The following is a 19587-nucleotide window of genomic DNA, read 5'->3' on the forward strand; positions in this document are numbered from 1 at the left end:
CAATTTAGTCGGGTATGGGAAGATTCCAACCACATAAACAATGTGGATACGGTGTGATATGAAACTTACATCTAAAGGAAGATATGCGGTCACAGCTATGCTAGATGTAGCACTGCATTCGCAAAAAAGCCCTGTACCTTTGGCTGACATCTCTGAACGTCAAGGTATTTCGTTATCTTACTTAGAACAACTTTTTTCTAAGTTGCGCAAAGCTGGCCTAGTGGCAAGTGTGCGCGGTCCTGGTGGTGGTTACCGCTTGGGCGCAGAAGCCGGTGACATTGCTGTCGGAACAGTGATTGCCGCCGTTGATGAATCGGTTGACGCTACTAAGTGTCATGGTCGTGGTGATTGCCAAGGTGGCACACGTTGCCTTACGCACACATTGTGGCGTGATCTAAGCTCCCGCATCAGCAGCTTCTTAAACGACATTACGCTCGGTGAGCTAATGAAAGACAACGAAGTTTTAGAAATTTCTGATCGTCAAGACATCGATCTTGCGGTTAATAATGGTTTTGCACATAAAAATACGAGCACTACAACGATTAGTGCAGCACCTCACGGTGTTAATGCCCGCTCTTAGCGGTCAGTTTTTACATTGGAGTAGAAAATGAAACTGCCTATTTACTTTGACTATTCAGCTACTTGCCCAGTTGATTCTCGTGTTGCTGAAAAAATGGTTCAGTGTATGACGATGGACGGTAACTTCGGTAACCCAGCATCTCGTTCACACCGTTACGGCTGGCAAGCAGAAGAGTCAGTAGATAATGCTCGTGAGCAAATTGCCGATCTCCTGAATGCAGATCCACGTGAAATCGTATTCACGTCTGGTGCAACAGAATCTGACAACCTTGCTATTAAAGGTGCTGCGCACTTTTACGAGAAGAAAGGTAAGCACGTAATCACGTGCAAAACAGAACACAAAGCGGTTCTTGATCCATGTCGCCAACTTGAGCGTGAAGGCTACGAGGTAACTTACCTAGAGCCAGAATCAAACGGCATCATCGATCTAGACAAGCTACAAGCTGCAATGCGTGAAGATACAGTGCTTGTTTCTATCATGCACGTAAACAACGAAATCGGCGTTATCCAAGATATCAATGCAATCGGCGAACTATGTCGTTCACGCAAGATCATCTTCCACGTTGATGCGGCTCAGTCTGCGGGTAAAATTCCACTAGACGTACAAGAGACTAAAGTTGACCTAATCTCACTTTCAGCTCACAAAATGTACGGCCCTAAAGGTATCGGTGCACTTTACGTTCGTCGTAAGCCTCGTATTCGTCTTGAAGCTCAAATGCACGGTGGTGGTCACGAGCGTGGTTTCCGCTCTGGTACACTAGCGACACACCAAATCGTTGGTATGGGTGAAGCGTGTGCTATCGCTAAACAAGATATGCAGAAAGATTACGACCACGCACTAGCGTTACGTGAGCGTCTACTGAAAGGTGTTCAAGACCTTGAAGCAGTAACGGTAAACGGTGACCTAGACCAGCGTGTTCCGCACAACCTAAACGTGAGCTTTGCTTTCGTTGAAGGTGAGTCTCTGCTTATGTCTCTAAAAGACCTAGCTGTATCATCTGGTTCTGCATGTACATCTGCAAGCCTAGAGCCATCTTACGTTCTACGTGCTCTTGGTCTGAACGATGAACTGGCACACAGCTCAGTACGTTTCTCATTCGGCCGTTTCACAACGGAAGAAGAAGTTGACTACGCAATCGCACAGATTCGTGTAGCAGTAAACAAATTACGCGACATGTCTCCTCTATGGGATATGTATAAAGAAGGGATTGATTTGGACACTGTTGAGTGGGCACATCACTAATCTCACGGATATAGAGGATACGAGGTAACTATCATGGCATATAGCGAAAAAGTAATTGATCACTACGAAAACCCACGTAACGTAGGTTCGTTTGATAAAGAAGATCCAAGTGTAGGTAGCGGCATGGTTGGCGCACCAGCATGTGGTGATGTAATGAAACTGCAAATCAAGGTAACACCAGAAGGTATTATCGAAGATGCAAAATTCAAGACATACGGTTGCGGTAGTGCAATCGCATCTAGCTCACTAGTTACTGAGTGGGTTAAAGGCAAGAGCATCGATGAAGCAGCAGCAATCAAAAACTCTGAAATTGCAGAAGAGCTAGAGCTTCCACCAGTGAAAGTTCACTGTTCGATTCTTGCTGAAGATGCAATTAAAGCAGCCGTTGCGGATTACAAAAAGAAACGTTAATCGTACCCCGTAGCGAATCGTTGCAAAAAAATAGTAATATTAGGGAGTGCGTTTTGCACTCCCACTGAGTTCTCAAATTATTAAAACAAGGTTGTAGTATGGCCATCACCATGACAGAGACGGCGGCAAGCCGAGTTCAAGCATTCCTAGATAACCGAGGTAAAGGTATCGGGTTACGTTTGGGCGTAAAAACCACTGGCTGTTCAGGTATGGCATATGTACTTGAGTTCGTTGACGAACTTAATGAAGAAGATCAAGTATTTGAGCACTCAGGTGTTAAGGTCATCATTGATCCTAAGAGCTTGGTTTACCTAGATGGCACTGAGCTTGATTATGTAAAAGAAGGCCTAAACGAAGGTTTTGAATTCAACAACCCAAATGCGAAAGGCGAGTGTGGTTGTGGTGAGAGCTTTAATGTATAAGTGCTTCAATGGCTAAGCATCTATTGTAAGCGCATCGATTGTAAGCAACGTACAATTAGGCTCTGCATCAGGGCCTAAAATTAGGACCACCTTTACATGAATCATTTCGAATTATTTGGGCTACCACTTCAGTTTCAACTGGATGGTAGCCTTCTTGCTTCTCAGTTTAGAGATCTGCAGCGTCAATTTCACCCAGACAACTTTGCTACTGCCTCCGAGCGTGATCGCTTGCTAGCGGTGCAAAAAGCTTCTCAAATCAATGACGCTTATCAGGTACTTAAGAACCCAATTAGTCGCGCAGAGCACCTATTAGTGCAGAATGGCGTTGATATTCGTGGTGAACAGCAAACCATGCAAGATCCCATGTTCCTTATGGAGCAGATGGAACTGCGTGAAGAATTAGAGCATATCGCAGCAAGCCCAGATGGTGCTGACGAGTTGTTCGACTTCGATACTAAAGTCGGCAAAATGTACAAACAACACCTTGCGCAGATCGAGCAACAGCTGGATCAAGCCGCATGGGAAGAAGCCGCCGACAGTGTTCGTAAACTGAAATTCATCGCAAAACTCAAGAAAGAAATAGAACAAGTCGAAGATCACCTGCTCGACTAGCGACTAGATAAAAGGAATCCTCATGGCATTACTTCAAATTGCAGAACCAGGACAAAGCTCAGCACCGCATGAGCATAAGCTGGCTGTGGGTATCGACCTAGGTACCACCAACTCTCTTGTTGCCTCGGTTCGCAGTGGTGAAGCGACGACTTTAGCGGATGCTCAAGGCCGCTCAATTTTGCCTTCTGTGGTTCACTATCAAGCTGATTCTCACACTACTGGCCAAGAGGCTCGTGATTGTGCACAGACTGATCCACAGAACACCATCATTTCAGTGAAACGTCTTATTGGTCGTTCATTGGCTGATATTCAGCAGCGTTACCCATCACTGCCTTATCAATTTGAAGAGAGCGATAATGGCTTACCAGTTATTCGTACTGAACAAGGCACTAAGAACCCAATTCAAGTATCGGCTGATATCTTGCGTACTTTGGGTCAACGTGCCGAGTCTACGCTAGGCGGTGAACTTGCAGGTGCGGTAATTACTGTTCCAGCATACTTCGATGATGCGCAGCGTGCTGGTACAAAAGATGCGGCGCAACTGGCAGGTCTTCATGTTCTTCGCCTTTTGAATGAGCCGACGGCTGCTGCGATTGCTTATGGCCTAGATTCAGGTCAAGAAGGCGTGATTGCGGTATACGATTTAGGTGGTGGTACGTTTGATATCTCTATCCTGCGTCTATCAAAAGGCGTATTTGAAGTATTAGCAACAGGTGGTGACTCTGCGCTGGGTGGCGACGATTTTGACCATTTAGTCGCTGAGCACTTCCAACAGCAAGCCGGTTTGATTGAGCTGACTGCTGAACAAAGTCGTGTTCTGCTAGATGCTGCGACGGATGCAAAAATCCGCCTTTCTGTAGAAGAGCAAGTTGACGTCGAAGTTCTTGGCTGGAATGGAACCCTGACTCGTGATGAGTTTAACGACATTATCAAGCCACTGGTTAAGAAAACTCTGATGTCTTGTCGTCGTGCATTGAAAGATGCTGATGTAGACGCGGATGAAGTGCTTGAAGTTGTTATGGTAGGTGGTTCAACTCGTACTTTGTTTGTTCGTGAAATGGTCGGTGACTTCTTTGGTCGCACACCGCTGACGAGCATTAACCCTGATGAAGTGGTTGCGATTGGTGCTTCAATTCAAGCGGATATCCTAGCGGGCAACAAGCCAGATGCTGAAATGCTGCTATTGGACGTAATCCCGCTTTCACTGGGCATCGAAACCATGGGTGGTCTAGTAGAAAAGATCATCCCTCGTAACACCACTATTCCTGTTGCTCGTGCGCAAGAGTTTACGACCTTTAAAGATGGTCAAACGGCAATGACGGTTCATACTGTTCAAGGTGAACGTGAGATGGTTGATGACTGTCGTTCATTAGCTCGTTTTGCTCTTAAAGGTATTCCGCCTATGGCTGCGGGTGCAGCGCATATTCGCGTAACTTACCAAGTGGATGCAGACGGTCTTTTGTCTGTGACAGCAATGGAAAAGAGCACGGGCGTTCAAGCGGAAATCCAAGTTAAGCCATCATACGGTCTAAGCGATGATGAAGTGGCTAACATGCTCAAAGACTCAATGACATACGCAAAAGAAGACATGCAAGCTCGTGCACTAGCTGAGCAGCGTGTAGAAGCGGATCGTGTGATTGAAGGTCTAATTGCAGCAATGCAGGCTGATGGCGACGACCTGCTTAACGAACAAGAGAAACAACAGCTACTACAAGCGATTGAGTCTTTGATCGAAAAGCGTAACGGTGATGACGTTGATGCCATTGAGCTAGAGATTAAGAATACAGACAAAGCGAGCCAAGACTTTGCTTCTCGTCGTATGGATAAATCAATTCGTGCTGCACTGTCAGGTCAGTCAGTCGATAATATTTAATAGTTAGAGAATAGATAAACATGCCAAAGATTATTGTTTTACCTCACGAAGATCTATGTCCAGAAGGCGCAGTGCTAGAAGCAGAAACTGGCGAGACGGTACTTGATGTTGCACTAAAGGCAGGCATTGGTATTGAGCATGCATGTGAAAAGTCGTGTGCATGTACAACGTGTCACGTTGTGATTCGTGAAGGTTTCGATTCACTAGAAGAGAGTGACGATCTTGAAGATGACATGCTAGATAAAGCATGGGGTCTAGAGATGGAATCTCGTCTAGGTTGTCAGGCAAAAGTTGCGGACGAAGATCTCGTTGTTGAGATTCCAAAATACACGCTAAACCTAGCTTCTGAAGATCACTAAAACTCAAGCCAAATGGCGAAGTTTTTAGTAAAACTGGCTTAGAATAATAGTGTATTAGAGGTGCATGAGTGCCTTTAACTAATAAGGAAATGATATGAGCTTAAAGTGGATTGATTCGCGAGATATCGCGATTGAACTATGCGACTTATACCCTGATACGGATCCAAAAACGGTACGTTTTACCGATCTGCACCAATGGATATTAGATCTTGAAGATTTCGATGATGAACCAAATCACTCGAATGAGAAGATCCTTGAGGCCATCATTCTATGCTGGATGGATGAGATGGACTAACGTCCCACGCTCATTTTTAACTTGGTGATAGAGATAAGCTCTCTGAAAACACAGCCAAGTTAACAATTCTTACTAAAAAAAGCGGACCTTATGGTCCGTTTTTTTATCAAAATGACATTTTACTCCTACATAATGCTAACATCAGTTCGCTAATAAAAAATAATCTGAATCACTAAGGTAACGTGGTTCAAAGACAAGGAGAAATCATGTCTACACAGATGTCAGTATTTTTAAGTCAAGAGCCTGCCCAGCCTCAGTGGGGAGACAAGGCTATCCTTTCGTTTTCAGAAGCAGGTGCGACAGTTCACCTAGCAGGAGGCCACGATCTAGGCGCAGTTCAACGTGCTGGTCGTAAACTTGACGGACAAGGTATTTCGTTCATTTCACTGCAAGGCGAAGGTTGGGATCTGGAGAGCGTTTGGGCTTTCCACCAAGGTTATCGCGGTCCTAAAAAGCAAACCACGCTAGAGTGGGGCGAGCTACCAGAAGCGGACCAAGCTGAGCTAGAAGCTCGTATTCGCGCGACAGACTGGACTCGTGACATCATCAACAAAACGGCAGAAGAAGTTGCACCGCGTCAGCTGGCAACGATGGCTGCTGAATACATCAAATCTATTGCGCCAGAAGGCACTGTAAAAGCGAAGATCGTTAAAGACAAAGACTTACTTACTGACGGTTGGGAAGGCATCTACGCTGTCGGTCGCGGTTCTGAGCGCACGTCAGCAATGCTACAACTAGACTTCAACCCAACGGGTGATGAAAACGCGCCAGTATTTGCGTGTCTAGTTGGTAAGGGTATTACTTTCGATTCGGGCGGTTACAGCATCAAACCAGGCCAATTCATGACGGCAATGAAAGCAGACATGGGTGGTGCAGCTACAATTACCGGTGGCCTAGGTCTAGCAATCGAGCGTGGCTTGAATAAGCGTATCAAGCTTATCCTATGTTGTGCAGAGAACATGATCTCGGGTCGTGCTCTTAAGCTTGGCGATATCATTACCTACAAAAATGGCACCACTGTAGAGATCATGAATACTGACGCGGAAGGTCGTTTGGTACTCGCTGATGGTCTGATGTACGCAAGTGAGCAAAATCCAGAGCTTATCATCGACTGTGCAACGCTGACTGGTGCGGCGAAGAATGCTCTAGGCAACGATTACCACGCTTTAATGAGCTTTGATGATGAGCTTGCTCACCAAGCGCTAACTGCAGCAAATCAAGAGAAAGAAGGTCTATGGCCACTTCCATTGGCTGACTTCCACCGCGGCATGCTGCCATCAAACTTTGCTGATCTATCTAACATCAGCACTGGTGATTACACTCCGGGTGCAAGTACTGCAGCGGCATTCTTGTCTTACTTTGTTGATGACTACAAGAAAGGCTGGCTACACATGGACTGCGCGGGTACATACCGTAAATCACCAAGTGATAAGTGGGCAGCAGGCGCGACAGGCATGGGTGTTCGCACTCTGGCTCGTCTACTTATCGAGCAAGCAAAATAATTATAAAATCAGGCAGCTATCGGCTGCCTGATTGTTACCTAAACTCAATCAATGAGGGCAGGTGTCGTTTTAAATAACAACAAAAATGAAGTGAAGGAACCCCTATGGCTCTAGAAAGAACGTTCTCAATTGTTAAGCCAGATGCTGTTAAACGTAACTTGATCGGCGAAATCTACCACCGCATTGAAAAAGCGGGCCTACAAATCATTGCAGCTAAAATGGTGCATTTAACAGAAGAGCAAGCGAGCGGTTTTTACGCGGAACACGAAGGCAAAGAATTCTTCCCAGCTCTTAAAGAGTTTATGACGTCTGGTCCTATCATGGTTCAGGTACTAGAAGGCGAAGATGCAATTTGTCGTTACCGCGAACTAATGGGTAAAACAAACCCAGAAGAAGCGGCGTGCGGTACTATCCGTGCAGACTACGCAATCAGCATGCGTTACAACTCAGTACACGGCAGCGACAGCCCAGAGTCGGCAGCGCGCGAGATTGAGTTCTTCTTCCCTGAATCTGAAATTTGCCCACGTCCTGCTGAATAAGCAATGGGTTAACGATTCTCAAGGCTTCACTACGGTGAGGCCTTTTTTGTAAGTGGGTTTTACGTAGTTGGAGATTCCAGATATCTCGTTCCTCGATTCTGGAATGACGAGAAGAGAATGGGTTAGTTGCAGCGTCATTCCCGATAGCGACGAAGGAGTGTAGTCGGGAATCTCTATTTGCTGCTGGAGATTCCAGATATCTCGTCCCTCGATTCTCGAATGACGAGAAAGGAATGGGTTAGTTGCCCGTCATTCCTGATAGCGACGAAGGAGCGTGGTCGGGAATCTCGCTCTTATTTCAAGAATTGCAAGTAATGAAAGGTGGCTGTGTAAATTTTAATCACTTAACTTTGAATGTCTTAGTAAACACAGGGTTTTACAACCCTTGTTGAAGATGCGTAAAGGCTGTACAATTCGCGCCCTTAATTATTGTTCCGTCATTGAGAGGCACCATGACCACAGCTAAAGTCAATCTACTCGATTTTGATCGTAAAGGTCTTCGTAAATTTTTCACAGAAGAATTGAATGAGAAAGCTTTTCGAGCAGATCAAGTAATGAAGTGGATGTACCACTTCGGTGTCGATGACTTCGAAAACATGAACAACATCAACAAAAAGCTGCGTGAGAAACTTCAACGTCGCTGTGAGATTGTTGCACCTGTTGTTTCTGAAGCTCAACACTCTTCTGACGGTACAATCAAATGGGCAATGCGTGTTGGCGATCAAGACGTTGAAACGGTATACATCCCGGATGGTGACCGTGCGACGCTGTGTGTATCATCACAAGTGGGTTGTGCCCTTGAATGTAAGTTCTGCTCTACTGCACAACAAGGCTTCAACCGTAACCTAAAAGTATCTGAGATTGTTGGCCAAATCTGGCGTGCATCTCGTGAGATCGGTCTTGAGAAAGAGACAGGTCGCCGCCCAATTACGAACGTAGTAATGATGGGCATGGGTGAACCTCTACTTAACATGAAGAACCTAATGCCATCATTAGAAATCATGTTAGATGATCTTGGTTTTGCTCTGTCTAAGCGCCGTGTAACGGTATCGACTTCTGGTGTTGTATCTGGCCTTGACCAAATGACGGGTAACATTGATGTTGCACTAGCAATCTCACTACATGCGCCAAATGACAAGCTACGTAGCGAAATCATGCCAATCAATGACCGTTGGGATATCGAGGACTTCCTAGCATCGGTTCGTCGTTACATTGCATCTTCAAACGCAAACCGCGGTAAAGTTACTGTTGAGTACGTGCTGCTTGATCATGTGAATGACGATATGGACCACGCTCGTGAACTTGCTGAGCTAATGAAAGATACGCCATGTAAGATCAATCTGATTCCATTCAACCCATACCCAGGTTCACCTTACAAGAAACCAAGCAACTCTCGTATTGACCGTTTCCAGAAAACACTGATGGAATACGACTACACAGTGACAGTACGTAAGACCCGTGGTGACGATATCGATGCTGCATGTGGTCAGTTGGTAGGTGATGTTATCGACCGTACCAAACGAACTAAGCAAAAAGCCGCTGCGGAAACTATTCCAGTAAAAGCGCTTTAATCCGCTCTTCGTATTAATAACAAGCCAGAAGTTTACTTCTGGCTTGTTTGTTTTTGACCGTTTATCACCGTTTTCCTGTTCATTACGCCACGCTTTTTTACATTTTTCGTTAAATTTTGTACAAAACCATGAGCTAACGGTAAATTTTGTCGAAAGTGTTTTTGCCTTGTCATGGCATTAGCTTATGATTAAATCAGCTTAAACTCAGTTTAAGTGCTTACTTGCTACTCGAACCATCAATATGTCTATTTATTAGGTTGGCATTGAACAGATAGCTGCCTGAGAAAACCCTTTTGCATAGCAGTGCGTGGTTTTCGATTTCAAAAGGTTTTTGGTGCGAGTTGCAGGACAAATTCCACAAAGAGTGGGTTGTAAGATTGAGCGTAAACGACAATAAAAAATGGCTCTCGACAACCGACGATAATATTTAGAAGTTCAACTTTATGAACACAGAACAAGATACACAAACTTCAGAAGCGGCAGCTCCTGTATTGGAAGCTGGTACGATCCTTAAAAATCGACGTGAGTCGTTAGGTTTAACCCAACAGCAAGTCTCTTCTCGCTTAAAGCTGCGCGTTAGCTTGATTCAGCAGATTGAAGACAACCAATTTGATTCAGACCAAGTCGCCACCTTTATGCGTGGTTACGTGCGTTCGTATGCCAAATACGTCAATTTAGATGAGAAAGTGGTTCTAGAAGCTTTAGATCACGCTGGTGATGTTCAGCATCAAGAACAAGAGATGATGAGCTTCTCGCGCAAAACCAAAACGGAGAAGCACAACAGTCGTATTATGCTGCTAACTTGGAGCATCTTCGCGGTTATTGCTGGTATCTCTTCACTTTGGTGGTGGCAAAACCAGCAACAAGACACGCTTTCTCAATCATTTGTAGCTGAAGAAACTGCAGAAGAAGTCGTAGTCGATGATCTCAGTGACGACCAACTCACTACCTCTCTAGATCTGATTGAAGCTGAAACACCAGTAGTTGAAGCGCCTCAAGTAGTGGACAGCGAAGTAATGGCAGAAGCCAGTGTTGCAACAGAAACGATTGCAGCTGACGTTGCTCCCGAGGTGGAAGTACCTGCGGAACCTGTAGTGGCTACTGTAGAGACAGAAGTTGCTGAACCAGAAGTCGTAATACCAGAGCCTGTATCTAATGAGTTGGTAATGCAATTTAGCTCTGATTGCTGGATTCAAGTGAAAGACGCGACTGGCAGAACGCTGTCGACGGGCATTAAAAAAGCAGGTCAATCACTCAATTTATCAGGTGAAACTCCGTATAAAGTGGTTATTGGCGCTCCAGAAGCCGTCTCAATGACATTTGCGAGTGAACCTGTCGACCTTTCTGGGTATACTTCAGGCAAAGTAGCTAGAATAACCTTACCTTAGAGTTAATATGCAACACGAATCTCCTATTATTCGTCGCAAGTCGACCCGTATTTATGTGGGCGACGTGCCGATCGGTGATGGTGCACCAATTGCTGTGCAATCCATGACTAATACTCGAACAACAGACGTTGCGGCGACTGTTGCTCAAATTAAATCGCTAGAAAATGTTGGCGCTGACATTGTACGTGTCTCTGTTCCAACGATGGATGCAGCAGAAGCGTTCAAGCAGATCAAACAGCAAGTATCTGTACCTTTGGTCGCAGACATTCACTTCGACTACCGTATCGCTCTCAAAGTAGCAGAGTACGGCGTTGACTGTTTACGTATCAACCCAGGTAATATCGGTAATGAGAGCCGTATTCGCTCTGTGGTTGACTGTGCTCGCGATAAAAATATCCCGATTCGTATTGGTGTTAACGGTGGTTCTCTAGAAAAAGACATTCAAGAGAAGTACACAGAGCCAACAGCAGAAGCGCTCGTTGAATCTGCAATGCGCCATGTGGACATTCTTGATCGTCTTAACTTTGATCAGTTTAAGGTCAGTGTTAAAGCATCAGACGTATTTCTAGCGGTAGGTTCATACCGTTTATTAGCACAGAAGATCGATCAACCTCTACACTTAGGTATCACTGAAGCTGGTGGTGCTCGTGCGGGTGCGGTGAAGTCATCTGTTGGCTTAGGTATGCTTCTATCAGAAGGTATCGGTGATACGCTGCGTATCTCTCTAGCTGCAGATCCTGTTGAAGAGATCAAAGTTGGCTTTGATATTCTTAAGTCTTTGCGTATTCGCTCGCGCGGTATCAACTTTATCGCTTGTCCAAGCTGCTCTCGCCAAGAATTTGATGTTATTAATACGGTTAATGCATTAGAAGAGCGCTTAGAAGACGTGATTACACCAATGGATGTATCGATCATCGGTTGTGTGGTGAACGGCCCTGGTGAAGCAGAAGTATCGCATTTAGGCCTTGCGGGTAGTGCTCGTAAGAGTGCGTTCTACGAAGACGGTAAGCGTCAAAAAGAGCGTTTCGACAACAATGACCTTGTCGATCAGCTAGAAGCAAAGATCAGAGCAAAAGCGTCTGTGATGGATAAATCCAATCGCATTGACCTAAAGAACCTAGAAGATTAATACAACACGATGAGGTGAAGCGTTTAGGCACACCTTGTCGTGAAGAATGACGGAAAAAATTGTGGCTAAAAATATCCAAGCAATCCGAGGCATGAACGACTGCCTTCCAACTCAATCACCACTTTGGCAGAAAGTAGAAAACGCAGTAAAAAGCGTAGTAAGCGCATACGGCTACAACGAAGTACGCATGCCGATCGTTGAAGAGACGAACCTATTTAGCCGTGCTGTTGGTGAAGAGACTGACGTAGTTTCAAAAGAGATGTACACCTTTGAAGATCGCAACGGTGACAGCCTAACTCTACGTCCTGAAGGCACAGCGGGTTGTGTTCGTTCATGTATCCAAAACAGCCTTATCAACCGTGATGAACAGCGTCTGTGGTACATGGGCCCAATGTTCCGTCACGAGCGTCCTCAAAAAGGCCGTTACCGTCAGTTCCACCAATGTGGTGTGGAAGTGTTTGGTCTAGATGGTCCAGACGTTGACGCAGAACTTATCATGATGACCGCACGTCTATGGCGTGAGCTAGGCATCGACAAGCACGTACGTTTAGAACTGAACTCAATCGGTTCTACTGAAGACCGTGCAAACTACCGTACAGCGCTTGTTGCTTTCTTAGAGCAACACATCGACGTTCTGGATGAAGATTGTAAGCGTCGCATGCACACAAACCCACTGCGTGTTCTAGATACTAAGAACCCAGACGTACAAGCGATTCTTGGTGATGCACCTCGCCTTTCTGAATATTTAGGTGAAGAGTCACAGCAACATTTTGCAGGTTTGTGTGAACTTCTTGATGCTGTGGGTATCGAATACCAAGTTAACGAGCGTCTAGTACGTGGTCTTGACTACTACAACCGCACAGTATTTGAGTGGATCACTGACAGCCTAGGTGCACAAGGCACTGTATGTGGCGGTGGTCGTTACGACGGTCTAGTTGAGCAACTAGGCGGTAAAGCAACTAATGCCGTTGGTTTTGCAATGGGTCTAGAGCGTCTTGTTCTAATGATGGAGACTCTAGAGCTAACAGAAGTACGTCGCAGCGTTGACGTATACATGGTTGCAGCAGGTGAAGGCACCATGATTGCGGGCATGCAACTGGCGAACGAACTGCGCGACAACATTGAAGGCGTTCGTGTAATGAACCACTTCGGTGGTGGTAGCTTCAAGAAACAATTTAAGCGCGCTGATAAAGTGGGTGCTGTAGTTGCACTGGTACTGGGTGAAAACGAAGTAGCAGACAACACAGTGGTATTGAAAGATCTGGTTGGTGGTGAACAAGAAGTTGTTGCCCAAGCAGACGTTGCTGCAAAAGTAGCAGCACTAATCTAAGTCGCCCGCTGAGCAACCAAACGCTCAATATGAATATTCAACGCCAGCTGTTTGCTGGCGTTTAAAAGAATCAAAGAGGACAGGAAGTGGAACTTTACGATAGCGAAGAGCAACAAGTTGAAGCCATTAAAGACTGGTGGAAAGAGAACGGCAAGGCTGTAATCTTTGGTGCTGTGATTGGTTTAGGTGGTCTATTTGGCTGGCGCTATTACCAAGACTCGGTTACCCAGGCACGTGAAGCAGCTTCTGAAAGCTACACCACAGCTATTTCTGCACTGGATGCAAAAGGCCTAGATGCACAAGCGGATATCCAAGCGTTCATCGATAGCAACAAAGACGCGGAGTACTCTGTACTTGCGGCGATGCAATTGGCAAAAGTACAAGTAGAAGCGGGTGATCTAGCAGCAGCGCTTGAGCAGCTTGAGTGGGCACAATCAGCGACAAAAGACGCGGCATTAGCTCCTCTGTTAGGCTACCGTGTAGCGCGTGTAAAAGCTGAGCAAGGTGAGTTTGACGCAGCTCTTAGCGAACTAGCGGCGATCACTGATGAATCTTGGAAGGGTCGTGTTGCTGAACTGCGTGGTGATATCTCACTGCGTAAAGGCGACAGCGATGCTGCATATGCGGCTTATACTGAAGCACAACAAGCTGTTGATGCTAGCCAAACGCTTCAAATCAAACTTGACGACTTAGCTAAATAAGGCGCTTTGAATGAAGAAGATGTTTCCCAAAGCGACACTGTGTGCGATAGCTCTAGGGCTACTTGCTGGCTGTGCGGGTGAAGAAGACACCGTTATCATGGCACCAGTGCCAACTGTAACGAGTGAATTTACGCCTTCTCAAGAGTGGTCTAACTCAGTGGGTGATGGCGTTGGTCATTACTTCTCAAAGCTCACGCCTGAATACGCATACGACAAAGTGTTTGTTGCTAGCCGCGATGGCATGATCAAAGCGCTTGACCCAGAAACGGGTAAAGAGATCTGGAGAAACGATCTAGAGAAAGACGTGATTGCACGTATCTCTGGTGGTTTGACAGCGGGCTACGGCAAGGTTTTCCTAGGCTCTGAAAATGGCGAGATGATCGCTGTTGATGAAGAGACCGGTGAAGAGCTATGGCGTGTTTCTGTTAATGGTGAAGTATTAGCGGCACCTGCAACAGAAAACAACATGGTTTTGGTTCACACCAGCCGTGGCATGATGGTGGCGCTTGACCAAGCTACAGGTGAGGAAAAGTGGACCATCAGTACTGAGGTTCCTAGCTTAACCCTGCGTGGTGACAGTGCACCTGTGACAGTATCTGGCGGTGTGTTCTGGGGAACGGCAAATGGTCGATTGGCTGCTGCTATCGTTGACCGTGGTCAGCTTATTTGGCAACAACCAGTAGGCACACCAAAAGGCGCGACTGAAATCGACCGTCTTGTTGATGTTGACTCTTCTCCAGTTGTCCTGGGTGGCACGCTTTATACTGTCGGTATTAATGGCCAACTGATTGCGATTGATCTACGTTCAGGCAAACCAGTGTGGAAACGCAACTACTCTTCTGCTATTGATTTGGCAAGTGATGGCAGCCGTCTGTTTGTTGTTACAGATAACGATCACTTAGCTGCGGTTGATGCGCGCAGTGGTACAGAGATCTGGAGTACATCTCTGCTTGAAAATCGCTTACTGACAGCACCTGCTATCATTAACGGATACGTCGTGGTAGGTGATACAGAAGGTTACCTACACTGGCTAGACCGCGCAACAGGCGACTTTGTTGCCCAGCAGCTGGTGGATGACAGTGGCTTTGCTGTAGCACCAATTGAGCTAGCTGGCGGTTACCTTGTCGTTACTCGCAACGGCGATGTAAAGAAACTGACGATTAGCCAATAAAAGCGTGATATAATTCACAGTCGGCTCCTGGTTGGTAACAGCCAGGGGCCGTTTTGTTGTTGTAAAATTAATAAAGCGTGTGGTTATAGGTAAGAGTTTAAACTTGCGAACAAGTGTTTACCTATAACTACATTAAGAAAAGAAATTGTAGAGGTTGTTATGGTACCTGTTGTTGCTCTAGTAGGGCGTCCGAACGTAGGTAAGTCTACGTTGTTTAACCGATTGACTCGAACTCGCGATGCATTGGTTGCGGATTTTCCTGGCTTAACGCGTGACCGTAAATATGGCCAAGCTCAGCTTGGTGAACACGAATTTATTGTTATCGACACCGGCGGTATCGACGGTACTGAAGAAGGTGTTGAAACAAAAATGGCAGAACAGTCATTAGCGGCGATCGATGAAGCTGATGTTGTACTGTTCATGGTAGACGGCCGTGCTGGTCTAACACCATCTGATATTGCTATCGCGAAGCACCTTCGTCAGCTAGAAAAGCCTTCAATGCTAGTAGTAAACAAGGTTGATGGTATCGACCCTGATGCAGCAAGTGCGGACTTCTGGCAACTGGGTGTTGAAGACATGTATCAAATTGCTGCGGCTCATGGTCGTGGTGTAACAGCGCTTATCGATCTAGCACTAAACCCATTCGCAGAAGCGCTAAAAGCGGAAGCGGGTGAAGTGAGCGATCTGACTGAATTTGAAGATGAAGAAGCTGAGCAAGTTGATTTCACTGAAGAAGAAGCGGAAGCAGAATTCCAGCGCCTTCAAGATCAACCAATTAAGCTTGCGATCATTGGTCGTCCAAACGTAGGTAAATCAACGCTAACTAACCGTATCCTAGGTGAAGAGCGTGTGGTTGTTTACGATATGCCGGGCACGACGCGTGACTCTATCTACATCCCTATGAGCCGTGATGAGCGTGAATATGTTCTGATCGATACTGCGGGTGTACGTCGTCGTAAGAACATCAACGAAACGGTTGAGAAGTTCTCGGTTGTTAAAACGCTGAAGGCAGTTGAAGACGCTAACGTTGTTCTACTTGTAATTGATGCTCGTGAAAACATCTCTGACCAAGACTTGAGCCTACTAGGTTTCGCTTTGAATGCAGGTCGTTCAATTGTGATCGCAGTAAACAAGTGGGATGGTCTAGACAACGACGTGAAAGAGCGCGTTAAGAAAGAGCTAGACCGTCGTCTTGGTTTCGTTGACTTTGCACGTATCCACTTCATCTCTGCACTACACGGTACAGGTGTTGGTCACTTGTTTGAGTCTGTTCAAGAAGCTTACAAGTCAGCGACGACACGTGTAGGTACATCGGTACTAACACGTATCATGAAAATGGCAACTGATGATCACCAACCGCCAATGGTTCGTGGCCGTCGTGTGAAGCTTAAGTACGCGCACGCGGGTGGTTACAACCCACCGATCGTGGTTATCCACGGTAACCAAGTTCGTGAACTACCAGATTCGTACAAGCGTTACTTGATGAACTACTACCGTCGTTCTCTAGAGATCATGGGTACACCGATTCGTATTCAGTTCCAGAACAGTGAGAACCCGTTTGAAGGTAAGACTAACAAGCTAACTGTTTCTCAAGAGCGTAAACGTAAGCGCATGATGAGCATGATGAAAGGCCGTAAGTAACCTTTATAACTGATTTGATACCCGAGCCGAGCTCGGGTATTTTTTTAAGCAAAATTCATTAGAACTAAAAAACATGACCACATCGATTCAAATTAATCCAACCATCACTCAGTTTTGTCACCAAACTTGGAGCCTAACCGCCACCACGCAATACTTAGAGCAGCAAGCAGAGAAAACGTACCTTGTTGTTGATAAAACCCCATTTCACCCAGTCAGCCATATTTGGCCTGATCATCCTGCAGACCGTGGCTACATTGTTATTAATAAACAGCAGATAGAGGTAGAAGACTGTCTGGTTGGAGCGATAGAACAATCGACTGGAAAACTCTTCGTTGCAGAAGATATTCCTGTTAAGCGAGATACAGAGGGGTGGGCGTTTGTTGTGGTGCATCAACTACCGGCTTCTTCAGAAGCGATTGAAGTTGGTGAGCCTGTTGAACTTCACGTCGATCAAGACTATCAAGACAGCCTTAGCCGTGGACACAGTGCAGGACACGTCGCATACCTTGCTTTAAATCAGGTACTTGCTGAGCAATACTGGCGTAAAGATGCAGACAGAAAAGACCCATTAGGTCACTACGATTTCAACAGCTATGCCCAAGTTACCAGCTTTGTAACTCCTGATTTATGTACCGACAAATACCGCTTAGGCAAAACTCTCAAAAAACGCGGTCTCAATGTTGCGAATATGCTCGAAAATCTTTCTGAAATTGAAATCGCAGTCAATCAAACGATCGCTGATTGGTTAGAGCAAAAAAGTCCAGTTGCAATGAAACTGGATGGTGAGTGTTTGACAGATTCTCGTTACTGGCAATGGCAGAAAAATGAAAGTACTTTAATTTCAATCCCTTGTGGTGGTGCTCATATCAATAGTACAGCTGAGCTTGGCAACTTGGCCGTGAAATTAACTAAGCTTGATGACCAACACATTGAAATGCAGACGCATGTAAATCGAGGATAATTAGTCACAGATCGAATCTGGATATTCTGCAAAGGTGACGTATTTAAGTATATATTGGTTTTATGTGCTGTTTAAAATCCAAATGCAGCACATGTAACTTATGCTTTCGGTATGTGGTGATATAAATATTCTTTTTGGGGTAGATCGCTGATCAAAATAGATAAAGCGAAAGATCAACCTATGATCTTCAGTTGTGTGTCGTGGTTACTTAGTGTGTTATTATTGAGTAAAAAGTAAACTTGCATAAGAACGGGTTGCTATCAATACACTTAATAAAGCTTTTGTGAATGGAAAAAGATTTTTTATTGGAAGCACATCGCTCCGTAAACAGCCTGTTGCGCAGACTCGCACTGGGGTTGGATCGCAAAGAGTTGAATGAGAAGATCATTCAGCTCACCGAACATCTTTTCGGCGAGCGTATGGCTTCGATTTTAATGCTCAATCCCGACACACAGACCTTGCATCTTGAACATGCCCCAAACTTGCCTCAATTTTATAATGAGAAAATTGAGGGTGTTTCAATTGGCGAAGGTATCGGTTCGTGTGGGGAAGCGGCGGCGCGTAAGAAAGCTGTTATCGTTTCGGATATTAACCAACACCCCAATTGGGCTGCTTTCTTACCTTTGACTCAGCAAGCGAATCTACATGCTTGTTGGTCGGTTCCTATCCTCTCATCCAATGACCATGTCCTTGGCACTTTCGCTATCTACAGCCAATGTCCTTCTGAGCCCCATGAGTTCGAAGTTGAAATACTAGAGCTACTAGCATCACTCTACTCTGTTGCACTAGAGAAATATGAACTTGAGGATCAACTGCAATATTATGCGACTCGTGATTCGTTAACTCGATGCCTTAATCGTCGAGCATTACTTTTTGAAGCTCAGAAAGTTCTGGAAAAGCGCTGCTTTGGTGAAAAGATCATGGGGTGTATGTTTGTGGATGTTGATAAGTTCAAGTCGATCAACGATACCTATGGGCACCGTTTCGGTGATGAAATTCTAGAGAGAGTGGCTAAGGTTCTGGACGACGCGACGACAGCGTGCGCCAAAGTAGGGCGTTATGGTGGAGATGAGTTTGTAGTGTTCTCTTGTTTTAATTCGGAAGAGAGTTTCTCCCAAACTTATCGAGTGCTCAACAGTACGCTGCAAGAGGCGTTGTACATCGATGGTACTCAATTTTCGGTTAGTGTTGGAATGGCGTTTGAGAAAAATCCCAATGGTTTGAGTGGTTTGATCGCGCAAGCAGACAAGAACATGTATCAAATCAAGCAATCGAAAGTGCACTAAGCGTAGAGTTAGCCATAGTTGATGATTTAGGAATGCGATATGAGCGAAAATATCTGCCCTCAGTGTCAGTCTGAATTAGGTTGGGACGGGCAATACCACTGCGAAAACTGTTCAATGCACTTCACTAAGATTGGTTACTGTCCAGATTGTCAGAGCCAACTTGAGAAGCTTCAGGCCTGCGGTGCGGCTAGTTACTTCTGTAACGATAAGTGTAATGAGCTTAAGTCTAAGTCGAGAGTGACATTTGAGTTTAAGCCGACGGCTTAACCCAGATACAACCTGTCTACTCTATTTATCTCGCCCTAAAATACTGTCTCGTCCTAAAATATGTTTCAATTTTTAAGCCCAGCTCTTAACGAGCTGGGCTTTTTTATTGCGGTCATGTTTCATATTGGTTCATTTCTCAGACAACTGCACCACCATGAATCAGTACACATAGTGCAATTTGCACCATAGTTGCTCTTAATAATTTTAAGTTGTTAAAAATCAATTGTTTATTTTATTTTTAGCTTTATAGATAGCTTGGCACCCTTCTTGTAGCTCTGTAATTGGATAATAAAAAACAATTATGGAG

20 protein-coding genes are annotated in these 19587 nt (G+C 45.4%); all 20 read left to right on the forward strand.

Annotated elements, in window-relative coordinates; all coding sequences use genetic code 11:
- Window positions 1–58 precede the first annotated feature (58 nt).
- The 20 genes from iscR (at window position 59) to FIV04_RS02940 (ending at window position 19280) form a co-directional block, all read left to right on the forward strand.
- Window positions 59–580: a Fe-S cluster assembly transcriptional regulator IscR gene (iscR, locus tag FIV04_RS02845; RefSeq protein WP_084181864.1), complete on the forward strand. Its 522-nt coding sequence runs from the start codon at window positions 59–61 to the stop codon at window positions 578–580.
- 27 nt (window positions 581–607) lie between these two features.
- On the forward strand, window positions 608–1822 hold the full coding sequence (locus tag FIV04_RS02850) for an IscS subfamily cysteine desulfurase (RefSeq protein WP_032551302.1): 1215 nt from the start codon (window positions 608–610) through the stop codon (window positions 1820–1822).
- A gap of 33 nt (window positions 1823–1855) precedes the next feature.
- Window positions 1856–2233, forward strand: coding sequence for a Fe-S cluster assembly scaffold IscU (gene iscU / locus FIV04_RS02855; RefSeq protein WP_004740340.1), 378 nt, complete (start codon window positions 1856–1858; stop codon window positions 2231–2233).
- A 98-nt stretch (window positions 2234–2331) separates the two neighbouring features.
- Window positions 2332–2655 carry an iron-sulfur cluster assembly protein IscA gene (gene iscA / locus FIV04_RS02860; RefSeq protein WP_032551305.1) on the forward strand — a complete coding sequence of 108 codons (324 nt, stop codon included), beginning with the start codon at window positions 2332–2334 and terminating at the stop codon, window positions 2653–2655.
- A gap of 96 nt (window positions 2656–2751) precedes the next feature.
- Complete coding sequence (gene hscB / locus FIV04_RS02865) at window positions 2752–3267, forward strand: co-chaperone HscB (protein ID WP_032551306.1); 516 nt, start codon at window positions 2752–2754, stop codon at window positions 3265–3267.
- Window positions 3268–3289: 22 nt separating this feature from the next.
- Window positions 3290–5140, forward strand: a complete 1851-nt coding sequence (gene hscA, locus FIV04_RS02870; protein ID WP_152468204.1) for a Fe-S protein assembly chaperone HscA — start codon at window positions 3290–3292, stop codon at window positions 5138–5140.
- A gap of 20 nt (window positions 5141–5160) precedes the next feature.
- Window positions 5161–5499, forward strand: a complete 339-nt coding sequence (gene fdx, locus FIV04_RS02875) for an ISC system 2Fe-2S type ferredoxin (RefSeq protein WP_032551309.1) — start codon at window positions 5161–5163, stop codon at window positions 5497–5499.
- Window positions 5500–5593: 94 nt separating this feature from the next.
- The gene (gene iscX, locus FIV04_RS02880) at window positions 5594–5794 is read left to right on the forward strand and encodes a Fe-S cluster assembly protein IscX (protein WP_032551310.1); all 201 of its coding nucleotides are present in this window, start codon (window positions 5594–5596) and stop codon (window positions 5792–5794) included.
- Between the two features lie 206 nt (window positions 5795–6000).
- Window positions 6001–7296, forward strand: a complete 1296-nt coding sequence (gene pepB, locus FIV04_RS02885) for an aminopeptidase PepB (RefSeq protein WP_152468205.1) — start codon at window positions 6001–6003, stop codon at window positions 7294–7296.
- A 104-nt stretch (window positions 7297–7400) separates the two neighbouring features.
- Entirely contained in the window at window positions 7401–7835 is a 435-nt protein-coding gene (gene ndk / locus FIV04_RS02890; protein ID WP_152468206.1) for a nucleoside-diphosphate kinase, read from the forward strand.
- A gap of 452 nt (window positions 7836–8287) precedes the next feature.
- Window positions 8288–9406, forward strand: a complete 1119-nt coding sequence (locus FIV04_RS02895; protein WP_032551314.1) for a bifunctional tRNA (adenosine(37)-C2)-methyltransferase TrmG/ribosomal RNA large subunit methyltransferase RlmN — start codon at window positions 8288–8290, stop codon at window positions 9404–9406.
- 443 nt (window positions 9407–9849) lie between these two features.
- Window positions 9850–10794 (forward strand): cytoskeleton protein RodZ, encoded by a 945-nt coding sequence (gene rodZ, locus FIV04_RS02900; protein ID WP_152468207.1) that lies wholly within the window; start codon window positions 9850–9852, stop codon window positions 10792–10794.
- A gap of 7 nt (window positions 10795–10801) precedes the next feature.
- Window positions 10802–11923 carry a flavodoxin-dependent (E)-4-hydroxy-3-methylbut-2-enyl-diphosphate synthase gene (gene ispG, locus FIV04_RS02905; protein ID WP_032551317.1) on the forward strand — a complete coding sequence of 374 codons (1122 nt, stop codon included), beginning with the start codon at window positions 10802–10804 and terminating at the stop codon, window positions 11921–11923.
- A gap of 61 nt (window positions 11924–11984) precedes the next feature.
- A complete protein-coding gene (gene hisS, locus FIV04_RS02910) occupies window positions 11985–13253 on the forward strand; it encodes a histidine--tRNA ligase (RefSeq protein ID WP_032551461.1) in 1269 nt (422 codons plus the stop codon).
- An 86-nt stretch (window positions 13254–13339) separates the two neighbouring features.
- Window positions 13340–13954, forward strand: a complete 615-nt coding sequence (locus FIV04_RS02915; RefSeq protein ID WP_032551318.1) for a YfgM family protein — start codon at window positions 13340–13342, stop codon at window positions 13952–13954.
- Window positions 13955–13964: 10 nt separating this feature from the next.
- On the forward strand, window positions 13965–15125 hold the full coding sequence (gene bamB / locus FIV04_RS02920; RefSeq protein ID WP_150871109.1) for an outer membrane protein assembly factor BamB: 1161 nt from the start codon (window positions 13965–13967) through the stop codon (window positions 15123–15125).
- A 159-nt stretch (window positions 15126–15284) separates the two neighbouring features.
- The gene (gene der / locus FIV04_RS02925) at window positions 15285–16766 is read left to right on the forward strand and encodes a ribosome biogenesis GTPase Der (protein WP_032551321.1); all 1482 of its coding nucleotides are present in this window, start codon (window positions 15285–15287) and stop codon (window positions 16764–16766) included.
- 73 nt (window positions 16767–16839) lie between these two features.
- Complete coding sequence (locus tag FIV04_RS02930) at window positions 16840–17727, forward strand: alanyl-tRNA editing protein (RefSeq protein ID WP_152468208.1); 888 nt, start codon at window positions 16840–16842, stop codon at window positions 17725–17727.
- Between the two features lie 287 nt (window positions 17728–18014).
- A complete protein-coding gene (locus tag FIV04_RS02935) occupies window positions 18015–19013 on the forward strand; it encodes a sensor domain-containing diguanylate cyclase (RefSeq protein ID WP_152468209.1) in 999 nt (332 codons plus the stop codon).
- Window positions 19014–19052: 39 nt separating this feature from the next.
- On the forward strand, window positions 19053–19280 hold the full coding sequence (locus FIV04_RS02940; protein ID WP_152468210.1) for a zinc ribbon domain-containing protein: 228 nt from the start codon (window positions 19053–19055) through the stop codon (window positions 19278–19280).
- The last annotated feature ends 307 nt before the right edge of the window (window positions 19281–19587 follow it).

It is taken from the genome of Vibrio sp. THAF190c (assembly GCF_009363355.1).
Classification (GTDB): domain Bacteria; phylum Pseudomonadota; class Gammaproteobacteria; order Enterobacterales; family Vibrionaceae; genus Vibrio; species Vibrio fortis_A.